This window comes from Vibrio sp. 10N.286.48.F5 (assembly GCF_041469785.1).
GTDB lineage: Bacteria > Pseudomonadota > Gammaproteobacteria > Enterobacterales > Vibrionaceae > Vibrio > Vibrio crassostreae_C.
Genome location: NZ_JBFRLG010000031.1, coordinates 183,318 through 204,473, shown reverse-complemented (window position 1 = coordinate 204,473; position 21,156 = coordinate 183,318). Strand labels below are relative to the sequence as shown.

At 44.5% G+C, this 21,156-nt stretch carries 21 protein-coding genes; 14 read left to right on the top strand and 7 right to left on the bottom strand.

Annotated features, from left to right (window positions below):
• Window positions 1-111: 111 nt before the first annotated feature.
• Both AB4185_RS17555 and AB4185_RS17550 read right to left on the bottom strand, forming a co-directional pair.
• The gene (locus AB4185_RS17555; protein ID WP_017063355.1) at window positions 112-555 is read right to left on the bottom strand and encodes a YaiI/YqxD family protein; all 444 of its coding nucleotides are present in this window, start codon (window positions 553-555) and stop codon (window positions 112-114) included.
• A gap of 54 nt (window positions 556-609) precedes the next feature.
• Window positions 610-897 (bottom strand): hypothetical protein, encoded by a 288-nt coding sequence (locus AB4185_RS17550; protein ID WP_017069390.1) that lies wholly within the window; start codon window positions 895-897, stop codon window positions 610-612.
• A gap of 768 nt (window positions 898-1,665) precedes the next feature.
• Here AB4185_RS17550 and AB4185_RS17545 point away from each other — a divergent pair.
• On the top strand, window positions 1,666-2,184 hold the full coding sequence (locus tag AB4185_RS17545) for a GNAT family N-acetyltransferase (protein ID WP_017060749.1): 519 nt from the start codon (window positions 1,666-1,668) through the stop codon (window positions 2,182-2,184).
• On the opposite strand, the gene AB4185_RS17540 is transcribed toward AB4185_RS17545, so the two are convergent.
• Window positions 2,150-2,458, bottom strand: a complete 309-nt coding sequence (locus tag AB4185_RS17540) for a DUF3301 domain-containing protein (protein ID WP_017060748.1) — start codon at window positions 2,456-2,458, stop codon at window positions 2,150-2,152. The two genes, AB4185_RS17545 and AB4185_RS17540, sit on opposite strands and share 35 nt — an antisense overlap.
• Window positions 2,459-2,542: 84 nt before the next feature.
• A complete protein-coding gene (locus AB4185_RS17535) occupies window positions 2,543-3,583 on the bottom strand; it encodes a DUF3549 family protein (protein ID WP_017060747.1) in 1,041 nt (346 codons plus the stop codon).
• Window positions 3,584-3,670: 87 nt separating this feature from the next.
• Here AB4185_RS17535 and AB4185_RS17530 point away from each other — a divergent pair, with 87 nt between their 5' ends.
• Together AB4185_RS17530 and truC are read left to right on the top strand one after the other, a co-directional pair.
• Window positions 3,671-3,985: a YqcC family protein gene (locus tag AB4185_RS17530; RefSeq protein WP_017072007.1), complete on the top strand. Its 315-nt coding sequence runs from the start codon at window positions 3,671-3,673 to the stop codon at window positions 3,983-3,985.
• Window positions 3,985-4,734 carry a tRNA pseudouridine(65) synthase TruC gene (truC, locus tag AB4185_RS17525; RefSeq protein ID WP_017060745.1) on the top strand — a complete coding sequence of 250 codons (750 nt, stop codon included), beginning with the start codon at window positions 3,985-3,987 and terminating at the stop codon, window positions 4,732-4,734. The genes AB4185_RS17530 and truC overlap by 1 nt, the downstream gene beginning before the upstream one ends.
• A 153-nt stretch (window positions 4,735-4,887) precedes the next feature.
• Here truC and AB4185_RS17520 read toward each other — a convergent pair whose 3' ends face one another.
• The 3 genes from AB4185_RS17520 to map all read right to left on the bottom strand — a co-directional run bounded on the left by AB4185_RS17520 (window position 4,888) and on the right by map (window position 9,091).
• The gene (locus AB4185_RS17520) at window positions 4,888-5,271 is read right to left on the bottom strand and encodes a DUF3461 family protein (protein ID WP_004734354.1); all 384 of its coding nucleotides are present in this window, start codon (window positions 5,269-5,271) and stop codon (window positions 4,888-4,890) included.
• Between the two features lie 181 nt (window positions 5,272-5,452).
• Complete coding sequence (gene glnD / locus AB4185_RS17515; protein ID WP_372135705.1) at window positions 5,453-8,074, bottom strand: bifunctional uridylyltransferase/uridylyl-removing protein GlnD; 2,622 nt, start codon at window positions 8,072-8,074, stop codon at window positions 5,453-5,455.
• A 138-nt stretch (window positions 8,075-8,212) separates the two neighbouring features.
• Window positions 8,213-9,091, bottom strand: a complete 879-nt coding sequence (gene map / locus AB4185_RS17510) for a type I methionyl aminopeptidase (RefSeq protein WP_065583997.1) — start codon at window positions 9,089-9,091, stop codon at window positions 8,213-8,215.
• Between the two features lie 456 nt (window positions 9,092-9,547).
• Between map and rpsB the strand changes: the two genes are divergently transcribed.
• From rpsB to lpxD, 11 genes are all read left to right on the top strand, one after another.
• Window positions 9,548-10,279 carry a 30S ribosomal protein S2 gene (gene rpsB / locus AB4185_RS17505; protein WP_009847420.1) on the top strand — a complete coding sequence of 244 codons (732 nt, stop codon included), beginning with the start codon at window positions 9,548-9,550 and terminating at the stop codon, window positions 10,277-10,279.
• 138 nt (window positions 10,280-10,417) lie between these two features.
• The gene (tsf, locus tag AB4185_RS17500; protein ID WP_010436487.1) at window positions 10,418-11,263 is read left to right on the top strand and encodes a translation elongation factor Ts; all 846 of its coding nucleotides are present in this window, start codon (window positions 10,418-10,420) and stop codon (window positions 11,261-11,263) included.
• A 155-nt stretch (window positions 11,264-11,418) separates the two neighbouring features.
• Entirely contained in the window at window positions 11,419-12,150 is a 732-nt protein-coding gene (pyrH, locus tag AB4185_RS17495; RefSeq protein WP_017060742.1) for a UMP kinase, read from the top strand.
• Between the two features lie 98 nt (window positions 12,151-12,248).
• Complete coding sequence (gene frr / locus AB4185_RS17490) at window positions 12,249-12,806, top strand: ribosome recycling factor (RefSeq protein ID WP_017060741.1); 558 nt, start codon at window positions 12,249-12,251, stop codon at window positions 12,804-12,806.
• Between the two features lie 98 nt (window positions 12,807-12,904).
• Window positions 12,905-13,657 carry an isoprenyl transferase gene (locus AB4185_RS17485; protein WP_017063364.1) on the top strand — a complete coding sequence of 251 codons (753 nt, stop codon included), beginning with the start codon at window positions 12,905-12,907 and terminating at the stop codon, window positions 13,655-13,657.
• 15 nt (window positions 13,658-13,672) lie between these two features.
• Entirely contained in the window at window positions 13,673-14,515 is an 843-nt protein-coding gene (locus tag AB4185_RS17480) for a phosphatidate cytidylyltransferase (protein ID WP_017060738.1), read from the top strand.
• A 51-nt stretch (window positions 14,516-14,566) separates the two neighbouring features.
• Complete coding sequence (gene ispC, locus AB4185_RS17475) at window positions 14,567-15,775, top strand: 1-deoxy-D-xylulose-5-phosphate reductoisomerase (RefSeq protein WP_017060737.1); 1,209 nt, start codon at window positions 14,567-14,569, stop codon at window positions 15,773-15,775.
• Entirely contained in the window at window positions 15,772-17,130 is a 1,359-nt protein-coding gene (rseP, locus tag AB4185_RS17470; RefSeq protein ID WP_017060736.1) for a sigma E protease regulator RseP, read from the top strand. The genes ispC and rseP overlap by 4 nt, the downstream gene beginning before the upstream one ends.
• 48 nt (window positions 17,131-17,178) lie before the next feature.
• Window positions 17,179-19,584, top strand: a complete 2,406-nt coding sequence (bamA, locus tag AB4185_RS17465; protein WP_017060735.1) for an outer membrane protein assembly factor BamA — start codon at window positions 17,179-17,181, stop codon at window positions 19,582-19,584.
• 27 nt (window positions 19,585-19,611) lie between these two features.
• Window positions 19,612-20,112, top strand: coding sequence for an OmpH family outer membrane protein (locus AB4185_RS17460; protein WP_017063367.1), 501 nt, complete (start codon window positions 19,612-19,614; stop codon window positions 20,110-20,112).
• 5 nt (window positions 20,113-20,117) lie between these two features.
• Window positions 20,118-21,149 (top strand): UDP-3-O-(3-hydroxymyristoyl)glucosamine N-acyltransferase, encoded by a 1,032-nt coding sequence (gene lpxD / locus AB4185_RS17455; RefSeq protein WP_372135704.1) that lies wholly within the window; start codon window positions 20,118-20,120, stop codon window positions 21,147-21,149.
• Window positions 21,150-21,156 lie beyond the last annotated feature (7 nt).

Here is a 21,156-nt window from a genome sequence, read left to right as displayed (position 1 = left end):
TGTAGAGTAGGGGAAACCTTCTTCTAATTGATATTAAAAAAACCTGCATTGTTTGCAGGTTTTTTGATTTTTTATGGAGAGATAGAACTAGGTTAAGCTCGGATGAGCCAGCTAGCGTTTGGCTAGAATTCTATCTAAGTGGTTGGCAAACTCACGACGGTCGGTTTGAGAAAGGGCACTTGGTCCACCCGTTTGGATGCCACTTGAGCGCATGGTATCCATAAAGTCACGAATGTTCAGACGCGCTTTAATGGTCTCTTTGGTGTAAAGCTCACCACGAGAGCTGAGTGCTTGCCCACCTTTAGTGATCACTTCGTCAGCCAGAGGGATATCGGATGTAATCACAAGATCGCCGGGTTCAGTGCGCTTTACGATTTCATCATCAGCAATATCAAACCCGCTTGGCACTTGAATTGAGTGAATGTTATTGCGTTTAGGAACGGGAACCAGATGGTTTGCCACAAAGGTACATTCAACCCCTGTGCGCTCAGCTGCGCGTACGATTGTTTCTCGGATAACCTTTGGACAAGCGTCCGCATCAACCCATATCTTCATAGTGTTCTATTTCTCTGTTAGCTTATTTATCGGTCAACTTATTGCTCAGTTGCCTTATTGATCAGTTAGTTTAGCTTCAAGCATGGCAACGCGAGCAGTGAGTTCAAGGATTTGCTTTTCCAGTTGGCTAACACGATCAAGTGCTGGCTCTTCTTGTGTCGCGACTTCAACTTTAGGAACACGATTTGCGCTTTTCCAGCTCTTGATGGTCGTGATTAAAGCGGGCATCGGAACGGATGTGCTCATACGAGCCTTAACTAAAGCAACTGTCGGCTCTTTCCCTTGCGCTTGCAGTCCTTCAAGCACTGATTTCAACTCTTCAGAAACATCTTTTGTCAGCATGTTGATCTCCATTTTTAGTCTTTAGTCATTTTACTCGCTCTGGTGAATGATAGCGAATCATAAAACCGCCCATGGCTTGTGAGAGATCTCTTACAAAGGTTGTGAGATAACACGAATACATCGCTAGAGAGATTGATGTGCACATGGTTAAGGTGTTGAATTTTAATTGTTTTATATAATTAACAACTTTCTTGAATTCAAAATGTGATGCAAATCTATTGTCCGAAATCCTAAATCGCGTAAATTAAACCTTGTCGGAAGGATTCTGACACGGAACAGGAAAGCACCAAGGATTTGGTTATCTTCAGGATGAAGATTTGGTTACTTAGGATTGAGTAGTCAAGCATGGAGCGTAAGGACATTGTAGGGATACAGCCAGTTAACAGGAAGTTAGCTGCAACGGAATGACAATGGACACCTTTAGGATTAAAGGGTTGGATTAGCATCAGGACGATGTAAAGGACACCGCTCACGGAACAAGTGATGTGCGCTAACTAGGATTGTTAGCTTTCAGGATGATTGGACACCGCTAGGACGGCGAAGTAAAGGAAAGAGCTGAAGGATTACAGCCACTATTATGGATGATGCATGGAGCATTAATTAGTAGCCGGACTGCTGCGAGTAAGACCCTAGCCCTGACACTTCGGTGTCGGGGCTTTTCTTTTCCTAAGGCTTTTTCTCTATCTAGGGGCTCTCTTTAATTCAGGAGCTTTTATCTAAGCACGCGACATCTGCTTTTCTGCTAATGGTCAACACAAGGAGTGTTTTATGACGATAGCAACCTCAAGAACGCTGTTGGTACCTTATACCGAGCAGTTAGAACATGACTTTATCAAGTTGAATTGCTGCCCCATCAATCGTGCTGAAATGAACGGGCCGCATTCTATTGCCTCTGCAAAACACCTATTTCAAGAAATACTGAACGACAACGTTGGTTTTTGCCGAGCCATTATCCACAACCAAACCCGCGAATACCTCGGGCATTTGTTTGTTTCGTCTGAAGAAGGGAAGCATGAACTGGGATTTATTCTGGACAAGGAGTTTTGGAATCAAGGCCTTGCTAGTGAAGTGCTAAAACCTTTCTTTAGTTTGGTTTGTTTTGAAGAACACCTAACGAATGTTGTCGCGACCGTTAATGTTGGTCATAACCCATCAATTAAGTTACTTGAAAAGTTAGGCTTTGCATTTAAAGAGACCAAACAAGATCAGTTTGGCCCTTATCATGAATATAGTTATACCGCGTATTGCGACGTTACATTCTATGAGGCTGTAGCTCAAACCGCATAGAACGGAAGCCCACCATGGTCAGTTTCCCTTGGTACAGGTCATCACCTAACGCTGAAAACTCAAATTGATACACGGTGTGCCAGCGCCAAATGGTGGTGAGCTCATGGCGCATCTTAAGTTTATGACCACTAAAGGCAACACTTAATAGCTGTAAGTCGAGCTCTTTACATTTTCTCGCAATGGCAGCTTTCGCAAGCTCGGATTGCCTGCGCTGTTGCCAAAACAGAAAGCAAAAGAAGCACAGCATCAAAATAGCCAATAAGTTATCTATCATTTAATCCATACTTCCTTTTATCTCTCTATTCCGTTCGTGATTTGAGCTTTTTGTTATGAGCTACTGAGCTGTTCTGTCTGGTATCTATTGCGACTTAGCCGCTTGTTGTAATTCTACAAGTGCATTGGCGAGTTCTGGTGATGGGTTCGAGTTCAATAATGGTAAAAATACCATTCTCAGTGTCGGAATCATCACTAAATCTGCAAATAACTGATTGAACAAGTTTTGGTTGCCCGTTTGTGCGAGACGCAGCAAGAACTGCTCAGCAATCGCAGGATCTTGCAGTGCGTGCCAGCTGCGACCAGCCAAACCAATCAATACTTCTTGGTGGCTTAAGCGCGGGCTAGCCAGAACTTGGTTAATTACGGCGTTGGTTGTGCTTTGCTCTGCGCCAGAAAGGGCACGTACCAGTGCTGACAGTAAGAACAGATCTGGCTCTTGACTGTTAATCTCATTCTCTGCCATTTCTTGTAAGCGTTGAGCGAGCTTGTCATTGATTTGCGTATGCTCAAGCGCCCCGAGAGTCGCGTATAGAGGTTCTGAAGGCAGCTTATTCAATGCTTTGCGAATCGCGACACCATTTTGTTGGCTGCCTAAACGAGCACACATATCAGTGATGCCTTGTAGGCCAACGGTTTTCCAGTTGTCCCAGCCTAGATCGCCTGTGAAGTAGTGTTGAGCGTGTTCGTAGTATTGGCTCGTTGCAAGGTCTAAACCTGCTCTTACTTGGCTATGGAACACGGCCATTTTGTCTTCTGAAGGCTTGAAGGTATATGGGTTGTTTGACAGCTTTTGTTGTTGCTCTTCGCTGATCTCACCGTTCAAACGTGTGCCCATCGCTTCGATAACAAACTTAAGGAAATTGCCGACATCACCTTGATGTAATAGGCCTCTTTCGTCCAGTTTGAATTTTAGGAACCAGATCCAAGGCTGCTTGTGTTCGTTCCAGTAGCTAATCGCTAAGTGAGCTTGTTTTTGAAGTGGAAACGGGTATGGCTGTTTCCCCTGCTCAACATCAGAGAATAGGGTGTTGTCGATCTTCTGGATACGGCGACCGAGGTCGTAGATATCGTATTGGCAACCGCTATTCTTTAGCAACTGAGTGAGCGTGTGAATCGTTTCCATAGTAATAAAGCTCCTAACTTTCTTTCCTAAATAGATGGTACTCTATGCCCCAATTTCAAGGTCACTAGATAAATAACTTGGTGAAAAATGACAGCAGCCACAAAGTTACCTCTTTTACTTCAACAATTAGAACAACAAATGCGCCAATGTTCTCTATGGAGTGTTCTTCCGCCTTCGGATGAAGCTCTGGCGAGCGTTGAACCTTTTGCTATTGATTCGCTACAACCTGAAGAGTGGTTGCAGTGGATCTTCATCGTTAAGATCAACGCAATGATGGATGCACAAATGAGCCTACCTAAAGGCTTTGCTATTCATCCTTATTTTGGTGAAGTGTGGAAAAATGAGGCAGAGAAAGCGGAATTGCTAGTGACGATTCTGAGCATTGATGAGGTATGCGCGTAATGTTAGAGATCATTTATCAAGATGAGTACTTTGTCGCGGTGAATAAGCCCGCTGGCATGCTAGTGCATCGTTCATGGTTGGATAAACACGAAACGCAATTTGTTATGCAGACATTGCGCGATCAAATTGGTCAGCATGTATTTCCATTACACCGCTTAGACAGACCGACATCGGGTGTGTTGGTGTTTGCGTTGTCGAGTGAGGTTGCTTCACAGGTGATGCCAATGTTCGCTAATCATGAGATGCAAAAAACCTATCATGCGATTGTCCGTGGTTGGATAGAAGAGGGCGATACGCTCGATTATGCACTTAAGGTTGAGCTGGATAAGATCGCAGATAAGTTCGCGAAAGAAGACAAAGAAGCGCAAGAGGCAGTGACAGTCTATGAACCGCTAGCAAAAGTAGAAGTGCCATATTCAACAGGACGCTTTCCTACGAGCCGCTACTGCTTGGTTGAGATGATGCCAAAGACAGGTCGCAAACATCAGCTGCGTCGTCACATGGCTCATCTAAGACATCCGATTGTCGGTGATACTTCACATGGTGATGGTAAGCACAATCGACTGTTCCGTGATGATTTAGATTCGCATCGTTTGTTGTTGCACGCTTCTGAGCTTCGCTTTATCCATCCTTTCACAAAAGAAGAGTTGGTGATGAAGGCCAACCTTGATGAAACTTGGCTAAGGTTGTTTGAAACCTTTGAGTGGGATACTAACTTAATCGATGCTCAAACTTGCTTGTCTAAGTAAGTCTCGCGTGTTTAGGCAATCTCCAGTCTAAGTGAATAGAGAAAATAGAATAAAAAACAAAGGGCTGATAGTGATATCAGCCCTTTTTGTATCTGTATAACCTTAACGGCATAACTAATGTTGGTTAGTTAACAGTAATAGTTAGTCGCGGGATCATTTTAGCTTTTCTAGATCAGCTTCGATCTCAGCGATCTTGCTTGATACCACTTTCTCTAGATGGCGTAAGTCGGTAAGGATCTTCTGCTTCACATCCACCTCAGCCGTTGGCGTCGGTTTGGTGATTTTGTTGAGTTCATCAATCACAAGAGTGAGGTTGCGGTTAATCTCTGTCACTTCTTTGTATTGATTATTGCCACCGCTAACAAGCACACTTTTTACTTGTCGTGGGTACTTAAATTTAACGCTTTTCGCGAACAGTTCCCCTTTCTGCTTACGAAAGTAAATCTTCAGGATATCTTTGTGCGCTTCTTGGCGAAGGGAGTAACGTTCAATCTGTTTAGGTTCGTGGATACCTAAGCCAGTGAGGTTTGGATACATAAGCGACCTCTAGGTTATGAATGTAATACTTTTATGTAATTGACTTGATCAATGTAGCAGCCTAACGACGAGCTAGATAGTTGATATCTGTGAATTGATTGTAAGTTGTGGGCAAGATCGCTCTCTATCTTTGCCCACACTTATTTGGTTATTAAACCTGTTTTTAGACTGAATTCGCTTTCTAAGGTGCGAGTTCAGAAACGTGCTCGGTTAATCGTTCTCTTAGTGCCTGTTCTTGTTCTTCAGACAGCCTTCCTCCCGCTTCACTGGTCAGAATAAACAGATCCTCTGCTCGCTCACCTATGGTGGTGATTTTGGCACCGTGCAAGTTGATGTCTAGCTCCGCAAAGGTTGCACCGACTTGAGCCAATAACCCCGGCGTATCAAGAGCTCTTAACTCCATCAAGGTACGTTTCTTGCTCTTGGTTGGTAGGAACTCAACTAAGGTTTTGACCTTAAAGTGTTGCAAGTTACGTGGCGTGCGACGCGTCTTAATCTTAGTCGGGCGGCCATCAGTCAATACATGAGTCAGATGTTTAGCAACGGCTTTGTGTCTTGCTTCATCAATCGCTTCGCCGTGCTGGTCTAGTACGATAAAGGTATCCAAAACATGACCATCTTTGCTAACCATGACCTGCGCGTCATGAACGTTAAAGTTACGTCTGTCGAGTTCGGCAACCACGGTCGCAAACAGTGCTGCTTGGTCTTTACAATAAACGAACACTTCTGTGCCACCGCGCGTCGCTTTCTTACTGATCAGCACTAACGGTTGGCTTGGGTCTTCTAGGCGAAGTAAGTGCTCACAGTGCCAAGCGATTTGTTTATGTGTGTGACGCAAGAAATAATCGGCCTTAAAGCGTTGCCACAACACTTCAATCTCACGAGCGGTGAAGCCTTCTTTACGCAGCAGTGCTGATGCCATTTGTTGGTTGTGACGAATACGGTCTCTGACATCGACAGGGTTTTCCAAGCCGCGGCGCAGTGCTCGCTGCGTTGAGTGGAACAGCTCAGCTAACAGGGTTCGTTTCCAACTGTTCCATAGCTCAGGGTTAGTCGCACAGATATCGGCAACGGTTAAACAAACCAGTAGCTCGAGTGATTCTTCATCACGCACTTTTTTGGCGAATTCGGTGATCACATCTGGGTCGTAGATATCACGACGTTGAGCCGTTACTGACATCAATAGGTGATTTTGTACCAACCACGCGACTTGTTTGGCTTCAGGCTTCGATAGCCCGTGTTCAATACAGAAAGAGTAAGCCTCAACCGCACCTATCTCAGAGTGGTCTCCGCCGCGGCCTTTGCCGATGTCATGGAAGATAGCGGCAAGGATCAGCAACTCTTTCTTCTGTACTCGAGGATAGACTTCACAGCAGATAGGGTGCTTATCGTGGTTTTCGATTTGACCAAAGCGGTTGATGTGCTTGAGCAGGCGGATACTGTGCTCATCCACGGTGTAAACATGGAATAGGTCAAACTGCATCTGACCAACGATCTGGCTCCACTGCGGTAAGTACGCAGAGAGCACGCCCAATTTGTGCATTAAGCTAAAGGCTTTGTGCAGGGCATTAGGGTGGCGAACTAGATCCATGAACTTGTCACGAGCTTCAGGAATGGTATGCAGGAATCGGTTCAATCGACGGCGTGCCGTACGCAGTTGTCGCAATGTTGGTGGACTTACCCCTTCGATAGTCGAGTCATTGGCGATATGGATGAACATATCGAGAATGGTTTCTGGTCTTGCTTGGAATAGGGCAGGCTTGCGCGCTTCGATCAACGAACCTCGACGTTGGAAATCACTATCGAGAATTTCAGCGTCTTGGGTTTGACCGCCATTGATGATCGCTTGATCGAACAGCTTAAGCAGCATCTTATTCAGTTCAGCAACACGACGAAGGGTTCGGTAGAACTCTTTCATCATCATCTCAACACCACGGTTTCCTTCACCCGTATAACCCAGATGTTCAGCGACTTGAGCTTGATGCGCGAACGTTAAACGGTTGTCGTAACGGCGCAGTTCAATATGCAATGCAAAGCGAACACGCCATAAAAAATCTTGGCACTCAACGAGCTCACGATATTCAGCATCGGTCAGAAAGCCGTATTTGCTCATCTCTAACAAAGAGGTCGCGCCGAAGTGGCGACGCGCAACCCAGCTCAGGGTATGGATGTCTCTGAGCCCTCCCGGAGTCGATTTGATGTCCGGTTCTAAATTATAGGTGGTGTCGTGGTAGCGAGCATGACGCTCTCTCTGTTCTTGAATCTTGGCTTTGTAAAACGTCTCACTTGGCCAAAATGAATCGGAATGAATCTTCAGTTTTAGTTCTTGGAAAGTGTCTTCACTACCACATAACAATCGCGACTCTTGTAGGTTGGTCGCGACGGTTAAATCATCGGTGCCGATATCGAGACACTCAGTAATAGTTCGCACAGCATGGCCAACTTCGAGCTTTAAATCCCAAAGTAGAGTAATGAATTGACTGACCTTTTCACCAAGAGCTGGTGGTAGTGTTTTTTGCGAGACAATGAGAATATCAATGTCAGACAAAGGATGCAGTTCGCCACGACCATAACCACCCACTGCGACAAGTGAAATATGAGGCGGTTTGTTGAATCCGAAATTTTCCCACAAACGATTGAGAAGTAAATCCATGTATTCGGAGCGCAGTAGAACCAAATCGGTGACGGGATGGTGGTTCAGAAATTCATTTTTTTGATACTGCGTGAAGATCTCGAGCTGATTTTTTAATTCGCAGATTTCAATTTGTTCGTCATTGAACGTAAGAGGGCATTGATAAGGCATAGTCTGCTATCCGTGCAAGCAAATGAGAATAGTAAACAATTTAACAGAAGCTGGTGGAAAATCGAAATTGAGTGGATAAAAAATATCCTCGACAATGCGAGGATATTTTTAAAAGGCTGATGCGCTCAGTTCGGTGAACTAAGCGTTCTTCATGATACGTGGGATTGTATCATCGCTGCGCAGTGTTAGTACTTCACAACCAGTATCAGTTACAACCAGAGTGTGCTCCCATTGAGCCGAGTTCTTGCTGTCTGCTGTGTATACTGTCCAGCTATCTTCGTCATCAAGACGACAGCCAAACTTACCCGCGTTGATCATTGGCTCGATAGTGAAGCACATGCCTGCTTTTAGCACGGTGCGATCGCTGTTCTTGTAGTGAACTACTTGTGGATCTTCGTGGAATTCAGAACCAATGCCGTGACCACAGTAATCTTTAACAATAGAGAACTTAGCGCGTGGGTTGTTCTTGTTGTTTGTTTTGATGTACTTCTCGATAGCAGTACCGATTTGACCAAGTTGAACACCTGGCTTAACTTGGCGCATGCCTTCGTAAAGTGCTTCTTGAGCAACCATACATAGACGCTTGTTTGCCGGTGAAACCTCACCAACAAGGAACATCTTAGATGTGTCACCGTGGTAACCTTGTGGACGAACGCTTAGGTCTGCATTTTCATCATCAGGAACAATCACAGTTATATCAACGTTTAGAATATCGCCATCTTTCAATACTGCAGGTTTGAATTGACCTGTGCTACCTGTCTCATCTTGTGATGCTGGAATGCCGTGACACACGATGTGGTTGATAGACGTACAGATTGACTTAGGGAAACCGTGGTAATCAAGTGGTGCTGAGTATGCGCCTCTTTCTAGAGCGTACTCGTGACAGATTTTGTTCAGTTCTTCTGTCGTTGTACCTACTTGGATGTGAGGTTCAATCATCTCTAGAATTTCAGCGGCCAGTTTGCCGGCAACGCGCATTTTTTCGATTTCTTCAGCAGTTTTAATTTTTACAGCCATTGCATATCTCTTAATTTGGTAGCACCTAAGTGTGCATATTGGGCTATTCTATCAGTGCAGCATTTTAGCGCAACATTACCATGTCCGTACAATATTGGTGGATACTGCTCAATCTGAGTGGATAATGTTCGGTTTAATGGTGCAGCGTGATTTGAATAGGACACTATTTTACAGAGGAAATTCGCCGCCACGGTTCAGTATAGCAGTCGCCATTTTTAGAATTTTTTCTAGCCATAGATAGACAAAATATGGTATAAAGCGCGCCGGACATCAGGACTGTTTTCTCCACTTGGCGAAACAAGCTTTGTGTCCACTAACTTATTTCTTTAAATCACACACATTCCGACACATGTTCCGGGGTGCCTCAACAACATAGATAACGGCTGAAAAGTGGTTAGTTGTTAGGGGTCGGATTCATGGGGGATGTGGAGGCCTAACCCCATAGAGGATTTTAAAATGGCAACTGTATCAATGCGCGATATGCTTAAAGCTGGTGTTCACTTCGGTCACCAAACTCGTTACTGGAACCCAAAAATGAAGCCATTCATCTTTGGTGCTCGTAACAAAGTACATATCATCAACCTAGAAAAAACTGTACCAATGTTCAACGACGCTCTAGCTGAAATTGCTAAAGTTGGCGAGAAGAAAGGTAAAGTTCTTTTTGTTGGTACTAAGCGCGCTGCATCTGAAGCTGTTAAAGAAGCTGCTATCAACAGCAACCAGTTCTACGTTAACAACCGCTGGTTAGGCGGTATGCTAACGAACTACAAAACTGTTCGTCAGTCTATCAAGCGTCTGAAAGAACTTGAAGCGCAAGCTCAAGACGGTACTTTCGACAAGCTTACTAAGAAAGAAGCTCTAATGCGTACTCGTGAAATGGAGAAGCTAGAGAAATCTCTTGGTGGTATTAAGAACATGGGCGGCCTTCCAGACGCTCTATTCGTAATCGATGCTGATCACGAACACATCGCAGTTAAAGAAGCAAACAACCTAGGTATCCCAGTTTACGCTGTAGTTGATACTAACTCTAACCCAGACGGCGTTGACTTCGTTATCCCAGGTAACGATGATGCAATCCGTGCAGTACAGCTTTACCTAAACGCTGCTGCAGACGCGGTTAAAGAAGGTCGTAACAAAGATGTTGCTGCTGTAGCTGCTGAAAAAGACGGTTTTGTAGAAGCTGAATAATAGCGGCTCTGAGCCATATTTAGTTCATATTAAGCGGTCATAATCGGTGGCTTAACGGACTGAATACAGTCAATATCAGGGGCCAATTAATTAGGCCCCTGTTTTTTATCTTTTTTAGAATTTACTGAGGAATAGAGAATGGCAACTGTAACTGCAGCTCTAGTTAAAGAACTTCGTGAACGCACAGCTGCGGGCATGATGGAATGTAAAAAAGCACTTGTTGCTGCTGAAGGCGACATCGAGCTAGCAATTGAAAACATGCGTAAATCTGGCGCAGCGAAAGCAGCTAAAAAAGCTGGTAACGTTGCTGCTGAAGGCGCAATCATCATCAAAGAAGCAAACGGCGCAGCTGCTCTTCTTGAAGTTAACTGCCAAACTGATTTCGTAGCTAAAGATGCAGGTTTCCTTGCATTCGCTAACGAAGTTGCTGAAGTTGCTCTAGCAGAACGTCTAGAAATCGCTGCTCTTCAAGCTAAATTTGAAGAAGCGCGTATTGCACTAGTAACTAAGATCGGTGAAAACATCAACATCCGTCGCGTACAATTCGTTGAAGGTGTTGCACTAGCTTCTTACCGTCACGGCGAGAAAATCGGTGTTGTTGTTGCTGGTGAAGGCGAAGCTGAAACGCTTAAGCACGTTGCAATGCACGTTGCTGCATCACGTCCTGAGTTCCTAAACCCAGAAGACGTACCTGCAGACGTAGTTGAGAAAGAAAAAGCAGTTCAAGTTGAAATCGCTATGAACGAAGGCAAACCAGCTGAAATCGCAGAGAAAATGGTTGTTGGCCGTATGAAGAAATTCACGGGCGAAATCTCTCTAACTGGTCAAGCTTTCATCATGGAGCCTAAGCAAACTGTTGGCGCTATCCTGAAAGAGAAAGGCGCTTCAGTATCTGACTTCGTACGTCTAGAAGTTGGTGAAGGCATCGAGAAAGCGGCTGAAATGAGCTTCGCTGACGAAGTTGCTGCGGTACAAAAAGGTTAATCCTTAGCGTATTGTTTGAAAAAGACCGTGGCAAATGCTGCGGTCTTTTTATGAATAATGAATTATTTCCGACTTTTAGCTGTTATGAATGCAAACTGAGCTCTTCAGTTTTTATCCATGACTGTTAATCATCAACTCTTTGGAAGGTAAACTCCATGACTACGAACCCTAAACCAGTGTATCAACGTATTCTGTTAAAACTTAGCGGTGAAGCGCTACAAGGCGAAGAAGGTTTTGGTATTGACCCAACGATCCTTGATCGTATGGCTCAAGAAGTAAAAGAATTGGTTGAACTAGGCGTTCAAGTTGGTGTTGTTATCGGTGGCGGTAACTTGTTCCGTGGTGCTGGTCTTGCTGAAGCTGGCATGAACCGCGTTGTTGGTGACCACATGGGTATGCTTGCAACGGTAATGAACGGCCTTGCAATGCGTGACGCTCTTCACCGTGCTTACGTAAACGCACGTGTAATGTCTGCAATCCCTCTTAAAGGTGTGTGTGACGACTACAACTGGGCAGATGCAATCAGCCAACTACGTCAAGGTCGCGTTGTGATCTTCTCTGCTGGTACGGGTAACCCATTCTTCACTACGGATTCTGCTGCATGTCTACGTGGTATCGAAATCGAAGCTGACGTAGTTCTAAAAGCGACAAAAGTAGATGGTGTATTTACTTCTGACCCTGTAGCAAACCCAGACGCAGAGTTGTATGATACGTTGTCTTACAACACGGTTCTTGATAAAGAACTTAAAGTAATGGACTTGGCTGCATTTACGCTAGCACGTGATCACAAAATGCCAATCCGTGTATTTAACATGAATAAACCAGGCGCACTACGTCGCGTGGTTATGGGTGAAACTGAAGGTACATTAATCAGCGACGCTGACTAATTTTTCGGGCTTACTGAGGTGTTGTACCTTGGTAAGCTTATCCTTATCACTCCAAATAAAAAGCTTTCTTGAAGAAAGAACATAATCAAGGTGAAATTGTGATTAACGAAATCAAAAAAGACGCTCAAGAGCGCATGGTAAAAAGTGTTGATGCACTAAAAAACAGCCTGCAAAAGATTCGTACAGGCCGTGCGCACCCGAGCCTACTTTCTGGTCTTACTGTTGAGTACTACGGTGCTCCAACGCCTTTGACTCAAGTAGCTAACGTTATCGCTGAAGATGCACGTACACTAGCTATTACAGTGTTTGATAAAACACTGACTCCTCTAGTTGAAAAAGCAATCCTGACATCTGACCTAGGCCTAAACCCTATGTCTGCGGGTACAGTTATCCGTGTTCCACTTCCACCGCTAACGGAAGAGCGTCGTAAAGACCTAGTTAAAATCGTTCGTGGCGAAGCTGAAGGTGGCCGTGTTGCTATCCGTAACATCCGTCGTGACGCGAATGGCGATCTAAAAGCACTTCTTAAAGATAAAGAAATCTCTGAAGATGAAGATCGTAAAGCACAAGACGAAATTCAAAAGCTAACTGACGCTGCGGTTAAGAACGTAGACGAAGTTCTAGCTGTTAAAGAAAAAGAGTTGATGGAAGTTTAATTTTCCATATTCTTTTCTTTCCGGAAAAACGCTGTACTCACGGTGCAGCGTTTTTTTATGCTACTCTGTTCGACTATTAGAATTTGATTCACTCTTTTATGCATAATTCTCAAGCGTTCACAGACTCTCTTCCTAAACACATTGCTATCATTATGGATGGTAATGGTCGCTGGGCAAAAGCTCAGGGCAAGCCTCGCGTCTTTGGCCATAAAAACGGTGTTCAAGCCGTTCGTAAAACTATCTCTTCTGCAGCCAGACTTGGCATTAAAGCCGTTACTCTTTTTGCATTTAGTAGCGAAAACTGGCGTCGTCCTGAAGAAGAAGTCGGTATCTTGATGGAACTGTTTATTTCAGTGCTGTCGAGTGAAGTTAAAAAGCTTCATAAAAATAATCTACAACTTCGTGTTATTGGTGATAAAAGTCGTTTCAATGATCGACTACAAAAGAAGATAGAAGAAGCGGAAGCTTTGACTAGCACCAATACGGGTATGGTTATTAATATTGCAGCTAACTACGGCGGTAAGTGGGATATTCAGCAAGCAATGACCTCTATTGCTCAACAGGTAAAGTCTGGCGATATTAATGTAGATGACATTGATGAAGCTATGATTACACAGCACCTGACGATGGCAGATATTCCTGAGGTTGATCTACTTATCCGTACCAGTGGCGAATGCCGCATTAGTAATTTTATGCTTTGGCAGTTGGCTTACGCCGAAATGTATTTCACTGAACAATTCTGGCCAGACTTTAATGAAGACAGCTTAGTAGAAGCTGTGACTTGGTTTGTTAACCGTGAGCGTCGTTTTGGATGCACCGGTGAGCAAATTAAAGCTTTGATGGACAGTTAATAAGGATTTTTTGGTTTGAAACAACGAATTATTACGGCGTTGATTTTAGCTCCCCTAGTTATTCTAGGTATTTTCGAGTTATCACTTCCTACATTTATTCTTTCACTAGCGGTAATCTCGCTATTGGGTTTTTGGGAGTGGACTCAGTTTGTGGAAAGCAAATCGCGTTATTTAGCGTTGATTCCAACGGTTGTGGTTAGTGCTGCAAGTTTTTCTTTTATCCCTTTTGATGCATTTAGCCTTAATAACTTGTCTACTGCTCACTACGCCATTCTAACGATTGGCTCGATTTGGTGGGTAATCGCGAGTGGCATGGCGGTGACTTATCCTAAGTCTATGCCTGCATGGAAAGACTCTTCTCTTCTTCGTCACGCCTTTGGTGTGCTGACTCTGCTGCCATTCTTCTGGAGTGTGGTTATCCTGCGTGCTAACGGTATCGATGCTGATCCTTACCACGGTGCTAAACTGGTGATGTTTGTTTGCTTGCTTGTTTGGGCTGCAGATAGCGGCGCATACTTTTCAGGAAAGAGTTTTGGTAAGCGTAAAATGGCACCAGCGGTAAGCCCTAATAAGACGATTGAAGGTCTTATCGGTGGCATTATTACTGCGGTGATCGTGGCTTGGATCTTTGCTGATTTGTTTGATATCCAATTCACAAGCCCACTTCACATGATTGTTATTACCCTTGTGACCGTTGTTATTTCTGTTCTAGGTGACCTTGTTGAAAGCATGTTTAAGCGTGTTTCTGGGGTGAAAGACAGCAGTAATCTGATTCCTGGTCATGGTGGTATACTAGATAGAATAGATAGCTTAACGGCTGCATTCCCTGTCTTTGCTCTGCTTTATTTAGCATTCTAATAAAAAAGGGCAGTGATTCTGCCCTTTATTACATTTCTACGGTCATATGTGATGCGAAATCTAACTATCCTTGGCGCTACCGGCTCAATTGGTGCAAGTACACTAAAAGTCGTTGAGCAAAACCCAGATCTCTATTCAGTGGTTGCACTGGCTGCAGGCTCGAATGTTGAAAAGATGCTGGCGTTAGTTGAAAAGTGGCAACCAAGCTATGTTGCTATGGCTTGCTCTGATGCAGCGTCTCAACTGACTGAAGTGTTGTCCGTGAGTTACCCTAACGTAAAAGTACTTTCAGGCACTGAAGGCATGTGTCAGGTTGCTTCTCTAGAGGAAGTGGACACGGTAATGGCCGCGATTGTTGGTGCCGCTGGTTTACTTCCTACTATGTCTGCGGTTAAAGCGGGCAAGCGTATCTTGCTTGCAAACAAAGAAGCTTTGGTGATGTCTGGGCAGTTGTTTATCGACGCCGTGGAAAAATACGGTGCAGAGCTGCTTCCTGTCGATAGCGAGCATAATGCTATTTTCCAATGCCTTCCGCAGAACGTACAAACTAACCTAGGCCGCTGTAACCTTGAAGAAAACGGCATTAACCATATTCTTCTGACTGGTTCTGGTGGTCCTTTCCGTTATACCGATGTGGCTGAACTCGAATCAGTGACTCCTGAACGCGCAATTGCACACCCTAACTGGTCTATGGGGCCTAAGATCTCTGTCGATTCTGCGACTATGATGAATAAAGGGCTAGAGTACATTGAAGCGAAATGGCTATTTAATGCTTCTCAGGAGCAGTTAAAGGTCATCATTCACCCGCAGTCTGTGATTCACTCGATGGTTCAGTACAAGGATGGCTCTGTGCTTGCTCAAATGGGCGAACCAGATATGGCAACGCCAATCGCTTTGACGATGTCTTACCCTAATCGTACCGAGGCGGGTGTTAAGCCTTTAGACTTTACTAAAGTGGGTGAGCTTACCTTCTTAGAACCAGATTTCAGTCGTTACCCGTGTTTGAGGTTAGCGATTGAAGCGTGCTACTTAGGTCAGCATGCGACAACAGCCATTAATGCAGCAAACGAGATCGCGGTCGATGCTTTCTTGAACAATCAGGTGAAGTTTACCGATATTGCTGTCATTAACGAACACGTTATGAGCAAAGTATGTGAACAACATAACTCTGAGGGTTTAGATAGCTTGGAAAGCCTTCTCGAGCTCGATAATATGTCTCGTCAAATAGCCATTCAATTTATTAAAGAGCAGCTAGCATGAGTGGAATTCTGTGGAACTTCGCATCTTTTATCGTAGCGCTTGGCATTCTGGTTGCTGTTCATGAGTTTGGACACTTCTGGGTCGCTCGTCGTTGTGGTGTGAAAGTTGAAAAATTCTCGATTGGTTTTGGTAAATCAATCTGGAGTAAAGTGGGCCGTGATGGTACTGAATACAGCTTGTCAGTGATTCCACTGGGCGGCTACGTTAAGATGCTCGATGGTCGTGTTGACGATCTTTCTGAAGATCAACAGCAATACGCTTTCGACAAGAAGCCGCTTTGGAAACGAACGGCGATTGTGGGTGCAGGCCCTGCATTCAACTTTATCTTTGCGGTGTTCGCGTATTGGTTAGTATTTTTGATTGGCGTACCCGCGGTTAAGCCCGTGATTGGTGAAGTCACTCCACAATCTATTGCTGCACAAGCCGGAATTGAAACTGGAATGGAACTTAAATCTATTTCAGGAATCAAAACCGCAGATTGGGAATCAGTCAATATGGGGTTGATATCGCACATTGGTGATCAATCCATGACAGTGACGGTTGCTTCTCAAGACGACATCGGCTTTGAGCAACAAATGACATTGGATATTTCAGACTGGTCGTTCAACCCAGAAACTGAATCTGCAATGACAACGCTGGGCTTTAGACCGTATTCTCCAGAGATATCGACCGTACTGGCTCAAATCATTGATGATGGCGCTGCATACGATGCAGGTCTTGAAGCTGGCGATAAAATTGTTGAGATTAACGGGCAACCTATTGAACAGTGGCAGTCGGTTGTTGAGTTAATTCGTGCTAATCCAATGACATCATTGGACTTGGTCGTATTGCGAAATGGTGCCGAGCAGTCATTGGTTATGACACCAAAAAGTCGAGAGCTTTCTGATGGTTCGACAATCGGCTATGCAGGTATTGCTCCGGAAGTCGCAGAATGGCCAGAAGATTATCGCTTTGAGTTACAATTTGGTGTAATTGAGTCTGTAGGAAAAGCATTTGATAAAACAGGTCAAATCATTGGATTGACACTGACAATGCTTAAGAAGCTCATCGTTGGTGATGTTGGCTTAAACAACTTGAGTGGCCCTATTTCAATCGCTAAAGGTGCAGGTACAACCGCCGATTATGGTCTGGTTTACTTCTTGGGCTTTTTGGCTCTGATTAGTGTTAACTTAGGGATTATTAATTTGGTTCCGCTGCCTATGCTTGATGGCGGACATTTGCTGTTTTTCGCTATTGAGGCCGTTACTCGTAAACCGGTACCTGAGAAAGTTCAGGAAATGGGATACAGAGTGGGAGGGGCAATCCTCTTCTCATTGATGGCTCTGGCAATATTTAACGATTTTACTCGTCTGTGAATGGTTTCTCACAGGCATTGGTAGTAGCAAGGAATAATTAGAATAAGTATGGCGATTAAGCAAATTCTGTTCGCAAGTCTATTGGCCACTAGTGTGGCTGCGAACGGAGCACAAAACTTTGTAGTTCAAGATATCAAGATCGAAGGTTTACAGCGTGTTGCACTTGGTGCAGCTCTACTGAAAATGCCAGTACGTATTGGCGATGAAGTGGATGAAAGCGATGTGTCTGAGATCATTCGTGCATTGTATGCTTCGGGCAACTTTGAGGACGTTAAAGTACTTCGTGATGAAGGTGTATTGATTGTTCAAGTTCAAGAACGACCGACCATCGCAAGCATCTCATTCTCTGGTAATAAAGCGATTAAAGAAGAACAGCTTCAGCAGAACCTAGATGCGTCTGGTGTTCGTGAAGGTGAAGCCCTTGACCGTACTACGCTGAGTAACATTGAAAAAGGCCTTGAAGATTTTTACTACAGTGTTGGTAAGTACAACGCGACAGTAAAAGCGGTTGTGACACCTCTGCCACGTAACCGTTCTGACCTTAAGTTTGTGTTTACTGAGGGCGTATCCGCTAAGATTCAGCAAATCAACTTTATCGGTAATGAAGTCTTCTCTGACTCTGAACTGCTTAGTCGTTTCAATCTGAATGTTGATGTTGCATGGTGGAATTTCCTTGCGGATGAAAAATACCAAAAGCAAGTATTAGCCGGTGATATCGAAGCGCTGAAATCTTACTACCTTGACCGTGGTTACCTTAAGTTTAAGGTTGACTCTACGCAGGTGGCGATCTCTCCAGACAAAAAAGGTGTTTACATCACGCTTGGCCTCGATGAAGGCGAAGCCTACACCGTTAAAGATGTCTCTTTCCGTGGTGAATTAATCGGTCGTGAGGCTGACTTCGAAGCGTTAGTGCCATTCGAAGACGGCGATACGTACAACGGTTCTTCGGTAACGTCTTTGGAAGAGAACGTAAAACGAATTCTTGGTGAATCTGGCTACGCGTACCCACAAGTTCGCACGATTCCTGAATTTGACGATGAGACCAAAGAAGTATCGTTGGTTATCAATGTAGAAGCGGGCAGCCGTATCTATGTTCGTGATATTCGATTCACGGGTAACAACTCAACGAAAGACGAAGTACTGCGTCGTGAAATGCGTCAAATGGAAGGCAGCTGGCTTAACTCTAAGTCCATTGATACCGGTAAGAGCCGTCTTAACCGTTTAGGTTTCTTTGAAACGGTTGATGTACAAACAGTGCGTGTTCCTGGCAGTGAAGACCAAGTTGATTTGGTTTACAACGTTAAGGAAGCGAACTCAGGCAGTATCAACTTTGGTGTTGGCTACGGTACTGAATCAGGTGTTAGTTTCCAAGTTGGTTTGCAACAAGATAACTTTGCAGGTTCAGGTAACCGTGTTGGCGTAAGTGCCATGATGAATGATTACCAAAAGAACGTGAGCTTAGACTACCGTGACCCATACTGGAACCTTGATGGTGTGAGCTTAGGCGGTAAGATCTTCTACAACGAATTTGAAGCCTCTGAAGCGGGCATCGTCGACTATACCAACCAAAGTTACGGTACCAGCCTAACATGGGGTTTCCCTATGGATGAGCTGAACCGTATCGAGTTTGGTGTGGGCTATACGCACAACAAGATCGGTAACGTACCGACTTATATCCAAGTTGAACAGTTCGCGAGAAGTATCGACCAATACGGTGACGAGCACATCTTAACCGATGACTTCGATATCAATATTTCATGGACGCGTAACAATTTGAACCGTGGTTTCTTCCCAACTGAGGGTAACCACCAACGTGCTTTCGCTAAAATGACGGTACCAGGCTCTGATGCTCAGTACTTCAAAATGCAGTACGATGTAAAACATTACATCCCGCTGACCAAAAAGCATGAGTTCACACTATTGATGCGCGGCCGATTAGGCTATGGTAATGGTTATGGTCAAACAGATGGTAACGATAACTTGTTCCCATTCTACGAGAACTACTACGCAGGTGGTTTTACAACCCTACGTGGCTTTGGTTCTAACTCAGCTGGCCCGAAAGCCGTTTACGGAAGCAGCACAGGTAACAACCCAACCTATGATACCGCTACTGATGATTCAGTGGGTGGTAACGCGGTTGCCTTAGCAAGCTTAGAGTTAATTGTACCAACGCCGTTTGCTTCTGATGAAGCGCGCAGCCAGATTCGAACCAGTGTTTTCTTCGACATGGCAAGTGTATGGGACACAGAGTTCGTAGACCGCGGCGCACCAAATAGTGGCAGCCAGTACTACTACGATTACTCTGACCCAACAAATTACCGTTCATCTTATGGTGCCGCTCTTCAATGGATGTCACCAATGGGCCCACTGGTTTTCTCTCTAGCGAAACCAATTAAAGTTTACGAAGGTGATGATGAAGAGTTCTTCACATTTACCATTGGTAGAACTTTCTAATATTTAAAGGACAATATTTTGAAAAATATGATTAAAGCAGCAGGTTTAGGCCTTGTAGTTCTTAGCTCTTCTTTCTTTGCAACAGCTGCTGAAGCTGCGCAAAAAGTGGGTTATGTAAACACTGCACAAGTATTCCAGGCTCTACCTCAGCGTGAAGTTGTTCTTCAAAAAATGCAGGAAGAGTTCAAAGATAAAGCGGCTGAGCTACAGAGCATTCAAGCTGAAGCGAAAACCAAGATTGAAAAGCTTAAGCGTGATGGCGAGCTACTAGGTCCTGAAGAAGTTGAGAAGCTTCGTATCGAAGTTGGCCAACTAGACAGCAAGTACAAAATCAAAGCTCAAGCATTAGAAAAAGCAAGTCAACGTCGTGAAGCACAAGAGAAGCAGAAGCTGTTCAAAGTGATTCAAGATGCTGTAACTAAAGTTGCAGAGAAAGAAGGCTACGACATGATCGTTGATATTCAAGCTCTACAATACGGTAAGCCTGAATACAACATCTCTGAGCAAGTAATTAAATCACTGAAATAAGTTTTATGAAGAACCTGACTTTAGCCGAATTGGCAACGATTACTGGGGGAGAGCTACACGGAGACGGTACGATTACCGTCTCAGCAGTCGCTCCTATGGATAAAGCGCAAGAAGGTAACATTACGTTCCTTTCTAACGTGAAGTACAGCAAGCACCTAGGTGACTGTAAAGCGTCCGCTATTATGGTTAAAGAGAGTGAGCGCGAATTGTGTAAGACCAACGTTATTGTGGTTAGTGACCCTTACGTTGCTTTTGCTAAGGTTGCTCAAGCGCTTGATACTACTCCTGCTCCCGCAGCGGCTATTGCTGATTCTGCTTCAATCTCTAGCGATGCAACTATTGGACAAAATGTGTCTATTGGTGCGAACGCTGTGATTGAGTCTGGTGTAGTACTTAGTGATGATGTGATCATCGGTGCTGGTTGCTTTATTGGTAAAAATGCAAAAATTGGCGCAGGCACTAAGCTGTGGGCTAACGTAAGTGTTTACCATGAAGTTGTGATTGGTGAAGCATGTCTGATCCAATCAAGTACTGTTATTGGCTCTGATGGCTTTGGTTATGCGAACGAGAAAGGCGAATGGGTTAAGATCCCGCAAGTCGGCTCTGTTCGCATTGGTAACCGCGTAGAAATTGGCGCGTGTACTACCATCGACCGCGGCGCATTAGATGACACAATCATCGAAGACAACGTTATCCTAGATAACCAACTCCAGATTGCTCACAATGTTCACATCGGATATGGTTCAGCTCTTGCTGGTGGTACTATCATTGCAGGCAGCACGACGATAGGTAAGTACTGTATTATTGGTGGTGGTTGTGTGATTAATGGTCACATTGAAATCGTTGACGGCGTTACAATCACCGGTATGGGGATGGTAATGCGCAGCATCACTGAGAAAGGCATGTACTCTTCGGGTATTCCTTTACAGCCAAATAAAGACTGGCGTAAAACAGCGATGCGAGTTCATCGTATTGATGAAATGAACAAGCGTTTGAAAACCGTTGAAAAACTTATTGAGAAGAGCGCGGAATCATAATTCCAGC

What these genes read in the sequence shown, in the direction of transcription:
- AB4185_RS17555 (WP_017063355.1), bottom strand. Translation starts at nt 555, where the DNA reads ATGAAGATATGGGTTGATGCGGACGCTTGTCCAAAGGTTATCCGAGAA.
- AB4185_RS17550 (WP_017069390.1), bottom strand. Translation starts at nt 897, where the DNA reads ATGCTGACAAAAGATGTTTCTGAAGAGTTGAAATCAGTGCTTGAAGGA.
- AB4185_RS17545 (WP_017060749.1), top strand. Translation starts at nt 1,666, where the DNA reads ATGACGATAGCAACCTCAAGAACGCTGTTGGTACCTTATACCGAGCAG.
- AB4185_RS17540 (WP_017060748.1), bottom strand. Translation starts at nt 2,458, where the DNA reads ATGATAGATAACTTATTGGCTATTTTGATGCTGTGCTTCTTTTGCTTT.
- AB4185_RS17535 (WP_017060747.1), bottom strand. Translation starts at nt 3,583, where the DNA reads ATGGAAACGATTCACACGCTCACTCAGTTGCTAAAGAATAGCGGTTGC.
- AB4185_RS17530 (WP_017072007.1), top strand. Translation starts at nt 3,671, where the DNA reads ATGACAGCAGCCACAAAGTTACCTCTTTTACTTCAACAATTAGAACAA.
- truC (WP_017060745.1), top strand. Translation starts at nt 3,985, where the DNA reads ATGTTAGAGATCATTTATCAAGATGAGTACTTTGTCGCGGTGAATAAG.
- AB4185_RS17520 (WP_004734354.1), bottom strand. Translation starts at nt 5,271, where the DNA reads ATGTATCCAAACCTCACTGGCTTAGGTATCCACGAACCTAAACAGATT.
- glnD (WP_372135705.1), bottom strand. Translation starts at nt 8,074, where the DNA reads ATGCCTTATCAATGCCCTCTTACGTTCAATGACGAACAAATTGAAATC.
- map (WP_065583997.1), bottom strand. Translation starts at nt 9,091, where the DNA reads ATGGCTGTAAAAATTAAAACTGCTGAAGAAATCGAAAAAATGCGCGTT.
- rpsB (WP_009847420.1), top strand. Translation starts at nt 9,548, where the DNA reads ATGGCAACTGTATCAATGCGCGATATGCTTAAAGCTGGTGTTCACTTC.
- tsf (WP_010436487.1), top strand. Translation starts at nt 10,418, where the DNA reads ATGGCAACTGTAACTGCAGCTCTAGTTAAAGAACTTCGTGAACGCACA.
- pyrH (WP_017060742.1), top strand. Translation starts at nt 11,419, where the DNA reads ATGACTACGAACCCTAAACCAGTGTATCAACGTATTCTGTTAAAACTT.
- AB4185_RS17485 (WP_017063364.1), top strand. Translation starts at nt 12,905, where the DNA reads ATGCATAATTCTCAAGCGTTCACAGACTCTCTTCCTAAACACATTGCT.
- ispC (WP_017060737.1), top strand. Translation starts at nt 14,567, where the DNA reads ATGCGAAATCTAACTATCCTTGGCGCTACCGGCTCAATTGGTGCAAGT.
- rseP (WP_017060736.1), top strand. Translation starts at nt 15,772, where the DNA reads ATGAGTGGAATTCTGTGGAACTTCGCATCTTTTATCGTAGCGCTTGGC.
- bamA (WP_017060735.1), top strand. Translation starts at nt 17,179, where the DNA reads ATGGCGATTAAGCAAATTCTGTTCGCAAGTCTATTGGCCACTAGTGTG.
- AB4185_RS17460 (WP_017063367.1), top strand. Translation starts at nt 19,612, where the DNA reads ATGATTAAAGCAGCAGGTTTAGGCCTTGTAGTTCTTAGCTCTTCTTTC.
- lpxD (WP_372135704.1), top strand. Translation starts at nt 20,118, where the DNA reads ATGAAGAACCTGACTTTAGCCGAATTGGCAACGATTACTGGGGGAGAG.